The sequence below is a fragment of the Nocardia sp. NPDC049149 genome, from assembly GCF_043197455.1.
GTDB lineage: Bacteria > Actinomycetota > Actinomycetes > Mycobacteriales > Mycobacteriaceae > Nocardia.
Window position 1 is genome coordinate 78,246 of the sequence record NZ_JBICTD010000002.1, and the last position, 17,410, is coordinate 95,655.

Genomic DNA, 17,410 nt, shown 5'->3' on the forward strand with positions numbered 1-17,410 from the left:
GCTACTTCTCGATGTTCTCGTAGTCGAACTGTCCGTTCCAGGTGAGTTCGACGTTCTTCACCTTCTCCGACCGGCCTGCCGCTGCCACGAAGTCCAGCACGGGGATGTCCGGCATGTCCCGGAAGAGCATCGCCTGGGCCTGCGCGACGATCTTGTAGGACTCCTCCAGCGACGGCGCGGCCAGCGCGTCGTCGAGCAGCTTGTCGAACTCCGGCTTGTTGTAGCCGGTGTTGTTGGTGCCCGCGAAGCTGTAGTACTCCGCCGTCAGGAATTGCAGCATCGTCGGGTAGTCACCCTGCCAGCCGTAGCGGAACGCCTTGCCGATCGTCTTGTTGGTGATCGCGGTCCTGATGTCCTTGAACGTCGGGTAGGCCGAACCGATGGCCTCGATGCCCAAGACGTTCTTGATGCTGTTGGCCACCGCCTCGATCCAGGCCTGGTGGCCGCCGTCGGAGTTGTAGGCGATCTCGTAGGTGCCCGACCACGGCGAGATCGCGTCGGCCTGGGCCCACAGCTTCTTCGCCTGCTCCGGGTTGTACTTCAGCACCTCGGCACCGGGCAGATCGGCTTTGAAGCCGGGCAACGTGATCGCGGTGAAGTCCTTGGACGGAACGCGAGTGCCGTGGAAGATGTTCTGGCAGATCTGTTCTCGGTTGATCGCCATCGACAACGCCTTGCGGCGAAGCACGCCTTCGTCCCCGCCGAAGTGCGGGATGTTGGTCTGGCTGCTGACGTGCTGGTTCTGCGCGGTCGGCTTGGTCATCGCCCGATCGCCGAGATCCTTCTCGTACGACTTCAGCGCGCTGTCCGCAATGGTGTCGAGCGCGTCCAGATTGCCGGCCAACAGGTCCTGGTAGGCGGTGTCGAAGGACTGGTACATCACGAACCGCAGGCCCTTGTTCTTTGCGGGCCGTCCGCCCTTGTAGTCCGGGTTCGGCACCAGGTCGACCTTGACGTTGTGCTCCCAGGCGCCGGTGCGGGCGAACTTGTACGGGCCGTTGCCGATCGGGTTCTCCCCGAACGCCTTGATGTCCTTGAACGCCACCTCCGGCAGCGGATAGAACGGCGTGTAGGCGAGGCCGAGCTCGAAATCGATGGACGGCGCCTTCAGCTCGACGGTGAAGGTACGGTCGTCGACCACCTTCAGACCCGACATCGTCTGCGCGGTCGGCTTCTCCGTTGACACCGCGTCATACCCGACGATCGCGGCGAACACATAGCTCTGCAGCTGCGCGTTGGTGCTCAGCGCCGCGTAGTTCCACGCGTCGACATACGATTTCGCGGTCACCGGGGTGCCGTCGGTGAACGTCCAGTTCGGCTTGATAGTGATCCGGTAGTTCTTGCGGTCGGTCGTCTCGATCTTCTCGGCCATGTCGTCATGGGCGACACCGTCGGCGTCGTAGTACTTCAGCCCCGCGAACAACCGGTCGAGGATCCTGCTGCCGTTGTTGTCGTTGATATTGGCTGGCCACAACGGGTTCTGCGGTTCGGTGATGTTCGTCGTGACCACGTCCGCGGTCGCCGCGTCGTCCGACGAACAGGCCGAAAGCCCGAGCGTCGCCGCTAGTAGCACCGCTGCCGTCAACGCACCAGCTCTTGTGAATCTCACTGCGTTCTCCCGAGGTCGAGAAGGAGGAACCCGCGACACGCGTGAGGTCACCAGCACATGTCGACACGATCCATCGTTGAATGTCCTCGGACAGTAACGATTCCGGCGAGCGCTGTCATGAGATCGACTTCTCCGGCCGGTCGCGCCGCGGGTCGACCGCAATGCCGGTTGCGCGGAGTTCGCGGAATCGATCACTTTGCGCAGGTCACGGGGTGAGAATGGAAGTGGCCTGATCCGGCTTCACGCGGAATATCGGCTGTCGTGGCCGACAGAACATGTGGGGAAACACGATGAAAGTCAAAGGATTTGCCACTGCCCTTCTGGCCGTAGGCGCCACCGGAATCACCGCGGGCATCGTCAACGCCCAACCAGCACAACAGCCATCGTCGCTGGTCAGCGCCTATGGCGTCGATCATGGCATCGGATACACCACGGCAACCGACGGTACCGGGGTGATCACCACCGTCGACGCGGGCCTGTTCGCACTACGGATGGACGGCGCGGCCGTCACCCTGAGCGACGCCGCAGGTAACGTCGTGCTGACACTACCGACGACCTTCACCGCCGAGGGCAGGACCTTCGGGCTACAACCCCTGGTCGGCGACGCGGGACGTACGCTACGGCTGACCCCGATCGGCGCCCCGGAAACCAGCTCGCACCTGGCACAACTCGTCGGCGAGCAGGAAGACACGATCGCGCGCAAGCAGTACAACGCGGGCATCGGCGCGCTCATCGGCGCAGGCATCGGCGCGGTGATCGGCTTCTTCCTCGGCGGGGTCGGCGCGCTGGTCACCGTCCCGATCGGCGCGGGCATCGGCGCCCTGATCGGTTACGCCACACCGTAATTCGCCGACACACACCAGAGGCGTCGACGGACTCCTCGGTGCACAGGCCGCCCACCACACTCGGGCTCGCCTGACCGGGAATCGCGGCAGCTACCAAGATGATCGGCATGACCGATCAGGTACTCGCGATCGACCTCGGCAAAACCGGCTGCCGCGGTTCCCTACGGCTCGACGGACAGCAGACGCGGTCCGCCGCGGCACCCGGCGCGCCCGGCTTGGCCAACGCGGGCGGTGTCGCAGCGGCGGAACGCGCGATTCGCGACGTCGTCGCTCAGATAACCACGCCGACTACGACATTCACACTGTCCATCGGCGCGGCAGGCGCCGCGGCCGCGCCGGATGCCGCCGCGCAACTCGCCAGGCGACTCACCGATCTCCCCGGCGCACACGGCATTGCCGTCACCTCCGATGCGGTGACCGCGCACGCGGGCGCGCTCGGCGGAGCACCGGGCGTCGTCCTCGCCGCCGGAACAGGAGCGGTGGCCACCGCGGTCGACGCGGCGGGGCACTTCACCAGGACCGACGGCTGGGGCCCGCTCCTCGGGGACGAAGGCGGCGGCGCATGGATCGGTGTCGAAGGGCTGCGCGCCGCTTTGCGCTGCCACGACGGCCGCGCAGCACCCACCGCCTTGGCCGCCGAGGCGAGTGCGCACTACGGTATCGTGCTCGACGATCTGCCGAAACATCTTGGCCAGCACGAGAATCCGGCACTTCTAGCGGCCCAGTTCGCACCGCTCGTCGCGGCGGCCGCCACCACCGACGACACGGCGGCCGCCATCATGACCGCGGCCGGGCACGCACTCGCGCGCACGGTCCTTGCCACCATCGATCGATCAGGCATCCCGGAGCCCGCACCATTCGCGATCACCGGCGGGCTCACCAATCTCGGTGCACCACTGCTGGATCCGCTCCGCCGAGCGATCGCGCAGCGCACCGATCCCCGCGCTCCGCTCGGCGAGCCGATCGACGGCGCGGCACTGCTCGCCGTCGACACCGGCACGGTGCTGGAGGCAATGGTGGTACGAATTCTCTGACAATCATTGACAGCACCTGTGACGTGTCTGACACTAACTTGCATCTGAAGTCAGTCGCGTCACCGAGGAGCTGCGATGAACGCACTCAATGTCGCCGTCATCGTCGTCTACCTGATCGTCATCGCCTGGATCGGCTTACGGCTGTCCGGCAAACAGAAATCGAGCAGCGACTACTTCGTCGGCGAAGGCCGAATGCCGTGGTGGACCGTGTGTTTCTCGGTGGTGGCGACCGAGACCAGCGTGCTCACCGTCATCTCGATCCCCGGCGGCGCGTACTCCGACCAGGCCTTCGGCAATGTGGAGCTGGCCATCGGCTACATCATCGGCCGCACCCTGGTTGCCACCGCGCTGATCCCGCTCTACAAGCGCGGCGGGTTCGTCAGCGCCTATCAGTACCTCGACCTGCGGTTCGGCCGCTACCTGCAGGGCGTTGCGTCGGTGACATTTGTTTTCACCCGGCTGCTCGCCGAGGGCGTGCGGCTGTTCGCCTCCGCCATCCCGATCAAGTTGCTGCTCAGCGAGTTCGGCATCAGTCTCGGCTACGACGTCATCATCATCGCGCTCACGCTGGTGACCGTCGTGTACACCTATCTCGGCGGCATCAAGGCGGTGATCTGGACCGATGCCATCCAGATGGGCCTGTATCTGTCCGGCGCGATCATCGCGATCTGCGTCCTCACCGGCCACGTCGGCGCCGCAGGCTGGTCGGATGCCTTGGCGAACGGCAAGTTCCGGATCTTCGACACCGACTTCGGCCTGGCACATATTCTCACCAACACCTTCGCGCTGCCGACCGCGATCATCGGCGGCGCGATCTTCGCGATGGCCTCGCACGGCTCCGATCAGCTGATCGTGCAACGCATCCTGGCGACCAGGTCGCTGCGGGACAGCCAGAAGGCGATGATCGGCTCCGGCATCTTCGTCGCCATCCAGTTCGCCGCCTTCTCGCTGGTCGGCGCGCTGCTGTGGTCCTACAACGGCGGCAAGAGCCCGAAGGAGCTCGGCCTGTCCACCACCGACAATCTGTACCCGAACTTCATCCTGCACGGGTTGCCGGTGGTGATTTCCGGGCTGCTGGTGGCAGGCATCCTCGGCGCCGCGATGGGCTCGCTGTCCTCGGCGCTCAACTCGATGTCGAATTCGACTGTCGCGGACATCATTCGGAGCTTCTCGCGCCGCGACATCTCGGACGCCGCACTGCTGAAGCTTGCGCGTTATATGACACTGGTGTGGGCGGTGCTGATGGCGTTGTGCGCCATGGGATTCAGTGCCACCACCGGGAATGTCTACCTGACCGCGCTCACCATCGCCGGATACACCTACGGCGCGCTGCTCGGCGCGTTCCTGCTCGGGCGACTTGTCAAGCGCGCGAACCAGTTCGACGCGATCGTCGCGTTCGTGGTGACGGTGCTCGTGATGACGGTCGTGGTGCGCGTGGTCAAGATCGACGTCACCGTCGCGGGCAATGTGGTCAAAAAGGGCATCGCCGCACAGTGGCTCGTGCCGATCGGAGTGCTCGTCACCCTCGTGGTCGGCGGAGTCACCAGCCGGTTCCATCCGGCGCCGGAACCGACCCCGCCCGAGCCGGTCGGGGCGGTAGCCCAGTGACGAGACACTGATGCGCGTCGTCGGGTTGATGTCGGGGACGTCGCACGACGCGATCGATGCGGTCGCAGCGGACATTGCCCTGCGGGACACGACACTGCATGTCGACATCCTCGGGCTGCTGAGCCGTCCGTACCCGGACCGGCTGCGCGCCGAGCTCATCGCCGCCATGCCGCCGGGCACGGTCGACATGGCCGCGGTGTGCAAGCTCGACACCGCGATCGGACAGGAGTTCGCCGCGGCGGCTCAGGCGGCGGTGCGCGAGTTCTTCAGCGGCACAGCGGATCTCGTCGCCTCGCACGGCCAGACCGTGTTCCACTGGGTGGCCGACGGAAAGGCGTACGGCACACTGCAACTCGGCCAGCCCGCCTGGATCGCGGAGCTGACCGGGTTGCCGGTCGTCAGCGACTTCCGCGCACGCGACATCGCGGCGGGCGGGCAGGGCGCGCCCCTGGTTGCGCTGTTCGACCTGCTGTGGCTGGCCGGTCGCCCCGGACGCCCGGTCGCCCTCAACATCGGCGGCATCGCCAACGCGACCATCACCGGTCCCGCCCCGGTCGCCTTCGACACCGGCCCAGGCAATGCCCTGATCGATGCGACCGTCGCCTTCGTCACCAACGGCGCGGAGCATTTCGACAGGGACGGCAGGCGCGCGGCCCGCGGAAAGATCGACGAAGCGCTGCTGAAAACCCTGCTCGCCGAACCGTACTACCGAGCCGTGCCGCCGAAAACGACCGGCAAAGAGCTGTTCAACTGGGAATACCTCGAGCCCATGTTCAAGAACACACCCACGCCGACCGGCGATATCGTCACAACTGTGACCGCCCTGACCGCCCGAACCATCGCCGACGCGCTCGCGCCCTTCGAACCCACCGAAGTCATCGCGTCCGGCGGCGGTACCCGCAATCCCACCCTGCTGGGGATGCTGCGCGATCACTGCGGTCCAGTGCCGGTGCGCACCTCCGACCAGCTCGGCTTGCCCTCGGCCGCCAAGGAGGCCGCGGCGTTCGCCGTGCTCGGCTTCCTGACGGCGCACGGGATTCCGGGCAGTCACCTCGCGTGCACCGGCGCGACACGGGCGACGGTGCTCGGTTCGATCACACCTGGTGCGTCCCGGCTCGAGCTTCCGCCCGTGCCGAGCGCACCACTACGACAACTCAGGGTGGTGCACCATGACCGAGGTTGACGACGTTCGCACGCGCCTGCTCGCCGCGATCCCGCGGCTCACCCCGACGGGGCTGCGCGTGGCGCACGTAATCCGCGACGACCCGACCGGCGCGGCCCAGTTGACCGTGAACGAGCTCGCCGAGCGCGCATCGACCAGCACGTCCGCGGTCGTCCGGCTGGCCAAAGCGCTTGGCTACGAAGGTTATCCGCAACTGCGGCTGGCGCTGGCCGCCACCAGCAAACACGACGGGTCCCCCGTGTTCGCGACCGATATCAACGCCGACGACCCGCTGGCCAAGGTGTTGTACAAGCTCACCGCGTTCGAAACCGAGGGCATGGTGGCGACCGCTGACCTCGCCGACCCGTCGACCATGGCCGCGGTCGTGGAGGCGCTCGCGCACGCGCGCCGCGTCGAGCTCATCGGGATCGGCGCCTCCGGACTGGTCGCGATGGACATGGCGCAGAAGCTGACGCGCATCGGAATGTGGTGCGGCGCCTGCACTTCCGAGGACGACGCGATCGTCCGCGGCAGCCTGCTCGAGGCCGGGGACGTGGTCATCGCCTTCTCGCATTCCGGCGAGACCGCCGGTGTCGTCGACGCCGTCGAGCACGCGGCAGGCAGGCGGGCGACCACGGTCGCCGTGACGGCGGGCGCGCAGTCCAGGTTGGCGCGGGCCGCGACGCACACGGTGCTGGTGGCCGGACGCGAAGACGGCTTCCGCTCCGCGGCGATGGCGAGCCGGATGAGCCAGCTGCTCATCGTCGACGCACTCTATGTCGGAGTCCTGCAGCGCAGGCCCTCCGCGGCGGCCGCGCTGCGCCGCACCTATGACGCGGTGGCGGATCGCAGGATCTCCCGCCCGGTACGCCGGGCGCTGTGAGCGGATCGCTTGTTCGGCCTACGTAGCACGCAGGGACACAGGAGGCGAGCATGACGGAGATCGGGGCACTCGGCACCGAGGAAGCCGACCCACGGACCGCCGCGCTGGACGCCATGCCGGTCGAGGAGATCTTGCGCGCCATGAACGCCGCGGATGCGGGCGTGGCTTCGGCGGTGGCGCAGGCGGTTCCGGAGATCGCCCGCGCGGTGGAGCTGATCGTGGCCGCCAGGCAGCGCGGCGGTCGGCTGATCTATGTCGGCGCGGGCACCAGCGGCCGGCTCGGGGTGCTCGACGCGGTGGAATGCCCGCCGACCTTCGGCACCGACCCCGGCGAGGTGATCGGCCTGATCGCGGGCGGCGATGATGCGTTCGCCCATGCAGTCGAGGGGGCCGAGGACGACCCGGCGCTTGCGGCAAAAGACCTGCACGCCATCGGCTGCAACGCCACCGATGTCGTCGTCGCCTTGGCCGCGAGCGGACGGACGCCCTACGCCATCGGCGCACTGCGACACGGACGCTCCGTCGGCGCCACCACCATCGGAGTCTCCTGCAATCGGCACGCCGAGCTGAGCACGCACGCCGATGTCGGCATCGAAATCGAAACGGGCCCAGAGGTAGTGACCGGCTCGACCCGCCTGAAGGCGGGCACGGCGCAGAAGATGGTCTGCAACATGCTCTCGACCGCGACCATGGTGCGGTCGGGCAAGGTGTACGGCAACCGCATGGTGGACATGAAGCCGACCAACGCCAAACTGGTCGACCGCGCCTGCCGCATCATCGCCGACGCCACCGGTGTCGACCCCGCCACCGCGGCAACGCTGCTGGCGGCCGCCGAGGGGAACGCGAAGACCGCGATCGTCATGCAGCTGGCCGGGGTGGATGCGGTCGAGGCGCGCAGGCTGCTCGACGATGCCGACGGATTCGTCCGCGCCGCGGTCCGCGAGTAGCCGCGCGGCCTGCCTCGTTGTCGCAGCTCGCGCCGGTACGGTGCAGGCATGCCCTTCGTGATCGATGGTCCGATGACGTGCTACCTGATGCCGGACGACCACGCGGAAGCCGAGCGCCGATTCCTGGAGCTGGTCGCCGGACCCGGCGAAACCTGGCTCATCGCCTACGGTTTCACGCTGACCGATGCCGCCGACACGTTGATCGCCGCGCACCGGCGCGGCGTGCCGCTGCACCTCTACCTCGATCACACCCAATCCTCGGGCAAGACCCAGAAGCCCGTGGTGACCCGGCTCGTCGACGCAGGCGTCGAGGTCACCATCGGCACCAGCACCAGCGGCCGCAAATACATCTGTCACACCAAGGGCCTGGTCGTTGACACCCCGAGCGGCCCGCAGTGCTGGGAGGGCTCGGTCAACTTCAGCACCTCCGGCTGGCTGCAGGTCAACACCGCGATGAACTTCGGCGCGCCGACCTGGCGCGATCACTTCGTCGCCCAGTTCAACACCCTGCGCCACTACGCGTGGACCGAGGAGCGCGACATGCAGCTCATGCCTGCCCCGCCGGTCGACTTCGACGAGGACTCGATCCCGATGCTCCCGCTGACGATCTGAAGCCCGCTACTCGGATTCGGCGCTCGCCCGACGCGCACGAGCCCGGCGTTTGCCCTCGTGCATCGCCTGCACGCGGGCAATGGGAATGGTGTGTCCCTCCGCGACGAGGTCGGCGGGCAGCACGTACGGGTCGGGCATCTCGTCAGCCCACGGGTCACGGTCACCGAGCAGGGCTGCCGCGGTGCGCACGGTGAAATCGCGGGGACCGACAGAGTCGAGATCGGACCATGCCACCGGGAACGACACCGGGGTGCCGGGGCGAATCCGCGGACTGTAGGTCGCGACGACGGTCCCGCCGCCCGCCCTGGTGGAATCGAGAAAGACCTTGCCCGCGCGGTCATCTCGGATGAACGCGGTGGTGGCGAGGTCGGGGTCGATGCGCTCGGCCCTGGCGGCGATCGCGCGGGTCGCGGCCGCCACGTCCTCGATCGCGGCGCCGGGGCGCAGCGGCACGAAGACGTGCACCCCTTTGGCCCCACTGGTTTTCACCGCACCGTCGAGCCCGTCGTTGTGCAGTGCCGTGCGGATCAGCTGCGCGGCGAGCACCGCCTGCCGGAACGGCTGCTCGGCAGGCGGATCGAGATCCAGGACGAGATGCGTCGGCCCCGTGCTGTGGTCGGCGAGCAGCAGCGTCGTGTGGTATTCGATGGCGCGTTGATTGCCGAACCAGAGCAGCGTGCGCACGTCGTCGCACAGCGCGTACGTCACTTCGCGGCGCGAACTCTCGGCCCACACAGTCACCCGGTGCAGCCAGTCCGGGGTGTACTTGGGCAGGTTCTTCTGCATGAACGGTTCCTGCCCAGGCCGCACCCGCACCACCGAGAGCGGACGATCCCGCAGCTGCCGCACCATCCGCTCGCCGACAGCCTCGAGATAGTCGACCAGATCGCGCTTGGTCGCCTCGGCGCCGTCGAACAGTGGCTTGTCGAGATTGGTCAACGACACCCCGGCGCGGACCTCTTCACTGCCCATCGGCCAACCATGCCCGCCGTGGGCAGCACGGTCAACCCAGGTGTTCCGAGTGCTGTATCTCGGCAAGGGCATCGACGAAGGAACGGTTGCGCCCCTGCGCGTTCCGGCCGAGCTGCGGCCAGCCGAGGCCGTTCGGTCCCTGCAGTTGCGTCCAGATCTCCCTGGTGCGGTCCAGCAGTTCGCGCTGTTCGCCCTCGCCGAGCGCCCACAGGAAGTCGCCGGGATAGGCGGCGCCGCGCAGCCAGAACAGCGGGTCGATCTTGTTGCCCGGGTCGTAGCCGTGCGGCATGACGCTGAGATGCAGGTGCGGGCCGGTGGAGCCGCCGTTGTTGCCGACGTAGGCGATCAGCTGCCCGGCCTCGACCCGGTCACCGACCGACAGTCCGGTCGCGCCCGCGTCCCACATGTGCCCGTATTCGCTGACGCCGCCGCCGTCGGCGCTCGGATGATCGATGACAATCCACTGTCCGTAGCCCGCGGCGGCACCGAGGTAGAGCACGGTGCCGCCGGCGCAGGCGTAGATCGGCGTGCCGTCCGGCGCCGGAAAGTCCTGCCCCGTATGGAATCCGCCCTCGCGCGGGCCGAACGGCGAGCCGATGGCGCAAGTGTCCCGAGTCATGGGCCAATAACGAGTCATAGTGCCCTCCCTTGTCGACCTTTGTATCGGGAGGAGGGCTGAAGGCGTGTGTGTTCGGTCCGCTCAGCGGGCCGTCACCGTCGTGGGCAGCGCGAGGAAGCCCCGGTTGTTGGACGAGTGCAGGCGGCGCACGCCGGCGGGATCGATCTCGTAGTCGGCGACCTGCGCGACGATCTCCTGCAACGCGACGCGTAACTCCAGCTGCCCGAGGTTGATGCCGAGGCAGTGGTGCGGACCGTGGCCGAAGCTGAGGGAGCGGCGGGTGTCCCGGCTCAGGTCGAAGGTGTCGGGGTCGGCGAAGACTTCGGGGTCGCGGTTCGCGGAGCCGACGAGCAGCAGCATCCGCGCGCCCGCAGGCACCGTCACGCCGTGCAACGCGAATTCCTCGGTGGCCGTGCGCAGCATGCTCTGCGTCGACGGTTCGTAGCGCATGCCCTCGGCGATCCACGCGTCGATCTGCCCGTCGAACGCCTTGCGGCGCTGATCGGGATGCCGCCACGCGGTGTGCCACAGGTTGCCGAGGGTCAGCATGGTGGTCTCGATGCCCGCGCCGACCAACAGGATCAGCACGCTGACGATTTCCTCCGGCGTGAGCCGGTCGTCCCCGTCCGCCGCGTCGAGCAGGCCGGACAGCAGGTCGTCGGTGCGGTCCTTGCTGCGCGCGATGGTCAGTTCGGTGTAGTACCCGATCATCGCGCCGATCGCCTGGATCGCCTCGGGCCGCAGGTCGGTGGACTGCTCGTCGTTGTACATGATTTCCATGCCGAGTTTGCGCAGCATGTCGCGGTCGGCCGCGGGGACGCCGACCAACTCGGCGATCACCTCGGTCGGGTACGGACCCGCGAATTCGGTCATCAGGTCGAAGCTGCCGCGCTCGAGCAACGGCGCGAGCAACCCTCTCGCGATCTCCCGTAGCCGCGGTTCCAGCGCCTGCACTCGGCGCTGGGTGAACGCGCGCACCACCAGCTTGCGCATCCTAGTGTGCCGCGGCGCGTCCATCGCCACGAAAGAGAACATCTGCTCGGCCTGTGGCCCCCAGAATGCGGGCTCCATCCGGATGGCGCCGTTCGCGCTCGAGAACCGGTCGGCGTCGCTCAACGCGGCGTGGATATCGGCATGACGCGACAGTGCCCAGAAGTCGTCGGTATCGTTACGGAAGACCGGCGCCTCCGCTCGCAGCCGCGCGTAATACGGGTACGGATCGTTGTGAACATCGAAATCGTATGGGCTGTACTGCAATTGCATGGGAGGCCTTCCTGCCGCTGCAACGGGACCATCGTTACCGGTTCACAACTCGGACTGACATGATGACAATAGTCGAAATGAATTGAGGGCGTTGTGGACTCGGATCCAGTCGCGCGGATCGATGTGTCGAAACCGCACCCGGCGCGCCGGTACGATTACTGGCTCGGCGGCAAGGACAACTTCCCGGCCGATCGGGAATCGGCCGAGGTGGTGGCCGAGGCATTTCCGACCATCCGGCTCGCCGCGCTGGAAAACCGCAATTTCCTGCGCCGCGCGGTGGCCTACCTGGCCGATGAGGGCGTGCGGCAGTTCCTCGATATCGGCGCGGGCCTGCCCACCGCGGGCAATGTGCACGAGATCGCACAAAGCATCGCGCCCGAGTCGCGCATTGTCTACGTGGACAACGACCCGATCGTGCTCGCGCACGCCAACGAGCTGTTGAACAGCTCGCCCGAGGGCGCGACGGCGTATCTCGACGCGGACATTCGCGACCCGGGCCGCATCCTCGCCAACCCGGAACTGGCCAGGGTGCTCGATCTCGGCAAACCGGTGGCATTGATGCTCGTCGCCGTCCTGCACTTCCTCGTCGACGAGGACGAGCCCTACGAGTTGGTGCGCACCCTGTGCGACGCGCTCCCCTCCGGCAGCTACCTGGTGATGACCCACGCCACCAGCGACTACATGTCCGCGGACGAGCTCGCCGAGACCAACGCGGCGAACAAGCGCAGCGGCGTGCCGTTCCGGCTGCGCAGCACCGCGGAATTCGCGCGCTTCTTCGACGGCTTCGACCTCGTCTCGCCGGGCATCGGCTCGGTGACCGCGTGGCGGCCCGGCGAGTGGCGGGCGCATCCGAGGGCCGAGGCGGTCGCCATGCTCGGCGCGGTGGCGCGCATCCCCTGATGCCGCCGCTCGACCCATGCGATGTACTTGGGCGGCATTCCCCGCAGAAAGGCGCACATATGTCTCTCCCGCCGTCCGGACAGCAGTTCTCGATCGCGCACGGGGCATTGCGTGCCGTGGTCGTCGAGGTCGGCGGCGGGATCCGCGAGTTCCGGGTCGGTGAGCGAGATGTGCTGGAGCCCTACGCCGTCGGCGCGATGTCGGACGGCGGCCGCGGCGCCGCGCTGATCCCGTGGCCGAACCGCCTGGCGGACGGCACCTATCGCTTCGACGGGGTCGAGCACCAGCTGCCGGTCACCGAACCGGCGCAGCACACCGCCATCCACGGCCTGCTGCGCTGGCGGCCGTGGCGCGCGACCGACCTGCGGCAGGACGAGGTCACGATGCGCACCACGCTGCACCCGCGCAAGGGCTTCCCCTTCTATCTCGATATCGCCATCCGCTATGCGCTGTCCGACGCGGGACTGACCGTCACCACGACCGCCACCAACCTCGGCGACACCGCCGCGCCGTACGGCTGCGGCCACCATCCCTACCTGTCCCCCGGCGACGGCCCGATCGATGCGGCGACGCTCCAGTTCGACGCTGCCACCCTGATCGTGACCGACCCCGACCGTCAACTCCCGATCGGCACCGAACCGGTTGCCGGGTCCGCCTTCGACTTCGGCACCCCGCGTCGACTCGGCGAACTGACCATCGATCACCCCTTCACCGACCTGTCCCGAGACACCGACGGCCGCGCCTGGGTCCGGCTGCGCGGCGCCGACGAAGCGACGGCCGAACTCTGGCTCGACGACTCCTACCCGGTTCTCCAGCTCTTCACCGGCGACACCCTCGCGCCCGAGCACCGCAGAACCGGCCTGGCCGCCGAACCGATGACCTGTCCGCCCAACGCTTTCCGATCCGGCGACCACCTGATCCGGTTGACCCCGGGCGGCAGTGTGACCGCCCAGTGGGGCGCCCGCCTGACCCGCCCGTGACCGGCGTTCGACCGCGCCGATTCGGGCGCTGATCACCGCACCTCGGTGTTTGTGACACCTTGCGTTGCGGGATAGCGCGGGAACCCGACTTCGCGAACGACGGTGGCGCAACGGTTGGCGGCCACCGATTCGTCACGCATGGTTGCCCACGCGACGACGACGGCGTTGCCACCCAGTTGCTTGGCCCGATACATCGCCCGGTCCGCGCGCCGGAACACATGACAGAAGGTCGATCCGGCGTCCGGCGCGAGATCGCGCGCCGGATCGAAGACCGCGGCGCCGACACTGGCGGTGATGACGGCGGGCATATCGGGGATCGACTCGACGGCGGCACGCAGCTGCTCGGCCACCACGCCGACCTTCTCGCCGCGCAGGCAGCCGAAGACCACGAACTCGTCGCCGCCGGTACGGGCGATGACCGTGCTCGCGGGGGCGGTGGCCCGCAGGCAATCGGCCGTCCGCACCAGCACGTCGTCGCCGACCGAATGGCCGATGGTGTCGTTGACGGTTTTGAACTGGTCCAGGTCGACGAGCACGACGAAGAGTTCGCCCTCGGCGTCCGCGCTCGAATAGTGGGACAGGTGCGATTCGAGGCCGCGCCGATTCAGCAGCATGGTCAGCGGATCCGACAGCGAGTCCAGGCGCATCAGCCAGTGCGAGAACTGCACGGCAGGCAGCACGACACCGGCCACGACGATGTTGGCCATCACCACCCCGGCGCCGAGCGCGATATCGCCGGTCGCGTGCGGGTTGTGTCCCGGCCACCCGATCACCATCAGGGCGGCGACCAGCACGATCGAGAAGACCGAGAAGCCGACGTGCAGCGCGAGTATCCGCGGACCGTGGAAGATAGCCACGTACCCGCCGGTGCTCACCAGCAGCACGATCCCGAGCGCGCCGAGCAGTCGATCGGTCACCATGATGTTGTTGGCGAGGACGGCGACGTCCACCACGGCAATCCACACCAGCGATTCGCGCTCGCCCGGCCACGGGCCGATCCACCAGCGCAACCCCCACACCGCCGCCAGCGCCGCCGTGGCGATCGCCTGTGTCACGCCGAGCGTCCCGGACTGTCCCGAGTTCGACACCAGCGCAAGCAGCACGATGGACACCATCACAATCCCGCCGGAGCCGACCATGATCTTCATCGGCACGAGCGCCGAGCGGGATTCGAAGGTCTGGATCAACCAGCCGTAGTCGACCCGGTCACGCCACCAGGACTGAAACGTCGATCGCATATCCGTCATGGAGCCACCGCCTCATGTCGACACCGACGGCGGCACCTTGCCTCCAGACGGTTGTGCACAACGCCAATGGAACACGTGCCAATTGCTGCACAGTAACTGTTACCGAAGGTAGCACCCTAGGGCATTTCGCGCCTCCCGGGACCGAACGCGCCAGCGCTCAGCCCACCGAAAGCGATCGACCACCTCAACGAGCACGGCTCGATCCGGCCCGACTCGGCGGATCAGGCGGGTACCTCCACGAGTGGTCGCGGCGGCGCGAGTACCGTCGAAGGAGCCCGCGCCGGGCGGAGGGACCGTGCGCCGCAACTCCCGCGCCTACGAGGATGGTCCTTTGAAATACGTTGTCCGTTCCGCCCTGTTCCTGGCGATTCCCGCGATCCTGTTCGCGCTGCCGTGGTGGACGCTGGTCGGCGCGCCCACGACGGGGACCGGGCCACTGTTCTGGCTCGGGACCGCGCTGTTCCTGGCCGGATTCGTGGCGTTGCCCGCGTCGATGTTCCTCGGGCACGGGCCAGCACAGTCCGATGCCGCGGCCATCGTCGGCGACACGCTCCTCGGCGTGCTGTGGGTCTTCTTCAGTTGGTCGGTGCTCGGCACCATTGCCTCGCTCGGTCTCGCTGTCGGCGGCGTGGACGATCCGGCACGCTCGCGCATCGTGGCCGTCGGGGTGCTGGCGATCGCGTCGGTCCTGGTGGTCTGGGGTGTGGTCGAGGCGCGGCGGGTGCCACGAGTACGCACAGTGGAGGTGCCGATCCGCGGCCTCGGCGCCGCCTTCGACGGCCTGCGCCTGGTGGTCGTCACCGACACCCATTTCGCCGCGCTGAACCGGCTGCGCTGGTCGGAGCGGGTGGTGGCGGTCGTCAACGCGCAACGGCCCGATATCGCCTGTCACGCGGGCGATCTCGCGGACGGCTCGGTGGCGAAACGGCACCCGCAGGTCGACCCGCTCGGCAAGGTCGAAGCGCCGCTCGGCCGGTTCTACATCACCGGCAACCACGAGTACTTCGGCGACGCGCAGGGCTGGATCGACCACATGGCCTCGATCGGCTGGCAGCCGCTGCACAACCAGCACGAGACGCTGACCCGCGGCGGCGACCGGCTGGTGATCGCGGGCATCGACGATCCGACCGGTGTCGGCCTGCCCGGCCACGGCCCCGACCTGCCCACCGCGCTGGCAGGCGCCGACCCGCAGGCCCCGGTGGTGCTGCTGGCCCATCAGCCCAAGCAGATCACCGGCGCGGCGGCCGCCGGTGTGGCACTGCAGATCTCCGGCCACACGCACGGCGGCCAGATCTGGCCGTTCCACTACCTGGTCCGCCTCGACCAGCCGGTGGTCGCCGGACTGAGCGCACACGGCGCGCACACCAAGCTCTACACCAGCCGTGGCACCGGGTTCTGGGGTCCGCAACTGCGCGTCTTCGCGCCGAGCGAGATCACCGTCCTCGTGCTGCGCCCCGAGGTCGGATAGCCGACCGACGGACCGGCATCGGATGCCCGTTTCGCCCGGAAACCGCGCCAAGATCGCGCCCGCGTCCTAAACTCCTCCCACCGCCGCAGTCTCTCGGCAGGTCGGTGAGTCGGGTTGCGGGATATCGCGTTTCAGGAGGCAAAAATGGGCAGGTCGCTGCGCACCCTCACCGCAGCAGGAGTTCTCGTGCTTGCCGTCGGCGCGTGCGGCAGTCCGCCGTCCGAGCAGGGCAAGAACGGCGAACCCGGCGCCAAGGACTTCAAGGCCTGCATGGTGTCGGACTCCGGCAAGTTCGACGACAAGTCGTTCAACCAGACCTCGTTCAAGGGCATCACCGATGCGGTCGCGGCGCTGGGCATCTCGAAGGCGCAGCTGGAATCCAAGTCCGACAACGACTATCCGACCAACATCAACACGATGGTCCGGCAGAAGTGCAACATCATCGTCACCATCGGGTTCAAGCAGGGCGACGCGACCTACGCCGCCGCGAAAGCCAACCCGGACATCAACTTCGCGATCGTCGACTACGCCTACACCGACACCGCGAAGAACCCGCCGCTCGAGAACCTGCAGGGCCTGACCTTCAACGCCGCCCAACCCGCGTTCCTGGCAGGCTATCTGGCCGCGGCACAGTCGAAGACGGGCAAGGTCGGCACCTTCGGCGGGATCAACATCCCCACCGTCGCGATCTTCATGGACGGCTTCGCCGAGGGCATCGCCTACTACAACAAGGCCAAGAACAAGCAGGTGCAGCTGCTCGGCTGGGACGAAGCCACCCAGCAGGGCGTGATCACCAATGACTTCCAGGACAAGAACATCGGCAAGACCAAGGCCAACGATCTGATCAGCCAGGGCGCCGACATCGTGCTTCCGGTGGCCGGTCCGGCCGGGCTCGGCGCGCTGGAGGCGGCACGCTCCTCCGGCGGCAAGGTCACCGCGATCTGGGTCGACACCGACGGCTGTGTCAGCGCGGCGGAGTACTGCTCGTCGCTGCTCACCAGCGTCGAGAAGGCGATGGACGTCGCGGTGCAGAAGGCGGTGACCGATGCCTTCCACAAGCAGTTCAGCAACGAGGCCTATGTGGGCACGCTGGCGAACGACGGCGTCGGGCTTGCGCCGTACCACGAGTTCGACGCCGCCATCCCGGCCGAGCTGAAGGCCGAGATCACCGCGTTGACCGCCGATATCGCGAGCGGAAAGATCACGCTGGCATCGAAGGCCCAGCCCGCAGCCAAGTAGCCGCGGCCGTCAACCACGGGAG

At 67.7% G+C, this 17,410-nt stretch carries 16 protein-coding genes; 11 read left to right on the forward strand and 5 right to left on the reverse strand.

Going from position 1 to position 17,410, the window contains the following annotated elements; all coding sequences use genetic code 11:
- Position 1: 1 nt before the first annotated feature.
- Entirely contained in the window at positions 2 to 1,609 is a 1,608-nt protein-coding gene (locus ACGFNJ_RS06075) for an ABC transporter substrate-binding protein (RefSeq protein WP_393443962.1), read from the reverse strand.
- 290 nt (positions 1,610 to 1,899) lie between these two features.
- Here ACGFNJ_RS06075 and ACGFNJ_RS06080 point away from each other — a divergent pair, with 290 nt between their 5' ends.
- The 7 genes from ACGFNJ_RS06080 to ACGFNJ_RS06110 all read left to right on the forward strand — a co-directional run bounded on the left by ACGFNJ_RS06080 (position 1,900) and on the right by ACGFNJ_RS06110 (position 8,700).
- Positions 1,900 to 2,454 carry a hypothetical protein gene (locus tag ACGFNJ_RS06080; RefSeq protein WP_393443964.1) on the forward strand — a complete coding sequence of 185 codons (555 nt, stop codon included), beginning with the start codon at positions 1,900 to 1,902 and terminating at the stop codon, positions 2,452 to 2,454.
- A 107-nt stretch (positions 2,455 to 2,561) separates the two neighbouring features.
- The gene (locus tag ACGFNJ_RS06085; protein WP_393443966.1) at positions 2,562 to 3,488 is read left to right on the forward strand and encodes a BadF/BadG/BcrA/BcrD ATPase family protein; all 927 of its coding nucleotides are present in this window, start codon (positions 2,562 to 2,564) and stop codon (positions 3,486 to 3,488) included.
- Between the two features lie 75 nt (positions 3,489 to 3,563).
- On the forward strand, positions 3,564 to 5,096 hold the full coding sequence (locus ACGFNJ_RS06090; protein WP_393443968.1) for a sodium:solute symporter: 1,533 nt from the start codon (positions 3,564 to 3,566) through the stop codon (positions 5,094 to 5,096).
- 10 nt (positions 5,097 to 5,106) lie between these two features.
- Positions 5,107 to 6,279 carry an anhydro-N-acetylmuramic acid kinase gene (locus ACGFNJ_RS06095; protein ID WP_393443970.1) on the forward strand — a complete coding sequence of 391 codons (1,173 nt, stop codon included), beginning with the start codon at positions 5,107 to 5,109 and terminating at the stop codon, positions 6,277 to 6,279.
- Positions 6,266 to 7,141: a MurR/RpiR family transcriptional regulator gene (locus ACGFNJ_RS06100; RefSeq protein WP_393443973.1), complete on the forward strand. Its 876-nt coding sequence runs from the start codon at positions 6,266 to 6,268 to the stop codon at positions 7,139 to 7,141. Before ACGFNJ_RS06095 ends, ACGFNJ_RS06100 begins: the two co-directional genes overlap by 14 nt.
- Positions 7,142 to 7,191: 50 nt before the next feature.
- Positions 7,192 to 8,088 carry an N-acetylmuramic acid 6-phosphate etherase gene (murQ, locus tag ACGFNJ_RS06105; protein WP_393443975.1) on the forward strand — a complete coding sequence of 299 codons (897 nt, stop codon included), beginning with the start codon at positions 7,192 to 7,194 and terminating at the stop codon, positions 8,086 to 8,088.
- A 48-nt stretch (positions 8,089 to 8,136) separates the two neighbouring features.
- Complete coding sequence (locus ACGFNJ_RS06110; RefSeq protein WP_393443977.1) at positions 8,137 to 8,700, forward strand: phospholipase D-like domain-containing protein; 564 nt, start codon at positions 8,137 to 8,139, stop codon at positions 8,698 to 8,700.
- Positions 8,701 to 8,706: 6 nt separating this feature from the next.
- On the opposite strand, the gene ligD is transcribed toward ACGFNJ_RS06110, so the two are convergent.
- From ligD to ACGFNJ_RS06125, 3 genes are all read right to left on the reverse strand, one after another.
- Positions 8,707 to 9,672 carry a non-homologous end-joining DNA ligase gene (ligD, locus tag ACGFNJ_RS06115; protein WP_393443979.1) on the reverse strand — a complete coding sequence of 322 codons (966 nt, stop codon included), beginning with the start codon at positions 9,670 to 9,672 and terminating at the stop codon, positions 8,707 to 8,709.
- 31 nt (positions 9,673 to 9,703) lie between these two features.
- Positions 9,704 to 10,291, reverse strand: coding sequence for a M23 family metallopeptidase (locus ACGFNJ_RS06120; RefSeq protein ID WP_393443981.1), 588 nt, complete (start codon positions 10,289 to 10,291; stop codon positions 9,704 to 9,706).
- A gap of 81 nt (positions 10,292 to 10,372) precedes the next feature.
- Positions 10,373 to 11,554: a cytochrome P450 gene (locus ACGFNJ_RS06125; RefSeq protein WP_393443983.1), complete on the reverse strand. Its 1,182-nt coding sequence runs from the start codon at positions 11,552 to 11,554 to the stop codon at positions 10,373 to 10,375.
- A 93-nt stretch (positions 11,555 to 11,647) separates the two neighbouring features.
- Here ACGFNJ_RS06125 and ACGFNJ_RS06130 point away from each other — a divergent pair, with 93 nt between their 5' ends.
- Both ACGFNJ_RS06130 and ACGFNJ_RS06135 read left to right on the forward strand, forming a co-directional pair.
- Positions 11,648 to 12,454 (forward strand): SAM-dependent methyltransferase, encoded by an 807-nt coding sequence (locus ACGFNJ_RS06130; protein ID WP_393443985.1) that lies wholly within the window; start codon positions 11,648 to 11,650, stop codon positions 12,452 to 12,454.
- Positions 12,455 to 12,513: 59 nt separating this feature from the next.
- Positions 12,514 to 13,434, forward strand: a complete 921-nt coding sequence (locus ACGFNJ_RS06135) for an aldose 1-epimerase family protein (RefSeq protein ID WP_393443987.1) — start codon at positions 12,514 to 12,516, stop codon at positions 13,432 to 13,434.
- 32 nt (positions 13,435 to 13,466) lie between these two features.
- On the opposite strand, the gene ACGFNJ_RS06140 is transcribed toward ACGFNJ_RS06135, so the two are convergent.
- On the reverse strand, positions 13,467 to 14,681 hold the full coding sequence (locus ACGFNJ_RS06140; protein WP_393443989.1) for a GGDEF domain-containing protein: 1,215 nt from the start codon (positions 14,679 to 14,681) through the stop codon (positions 13,467 to 13,469).
- A gap of 295 nt (positions 14,682 to 14,976) precedes the next feature.
- On the opposite strand from ACGFNJ_RS06140, the gene ACGFNJ_RS06145 reads away from it, so the two are divergent.
- Positions 14,977 to 16,149: a metallophosphoesterase gene (locus ACGFNJ_RS06145; protein WP_393443991.1), complete on the forward strand. Its 1,173-nt coding sequence runs from the start codon at positions 14,977 to 14,979 to the stop codon at positions 16,147 to 16,149.
- Positions 16,150 to 16,293: 144 nt separating this feature from the next.
- A complete protein-coding gene (locus ACGFNJ_RS06150) occupies positions 16,294 to 17,388 on the forward strand; it encodes a BMP family protein (protein ID WP_393443993.1) in 1,095 nt (364 codons plus the stop codon).
- Positions 17,389 to 17,410: the final 22 nt, after the last annotated feature.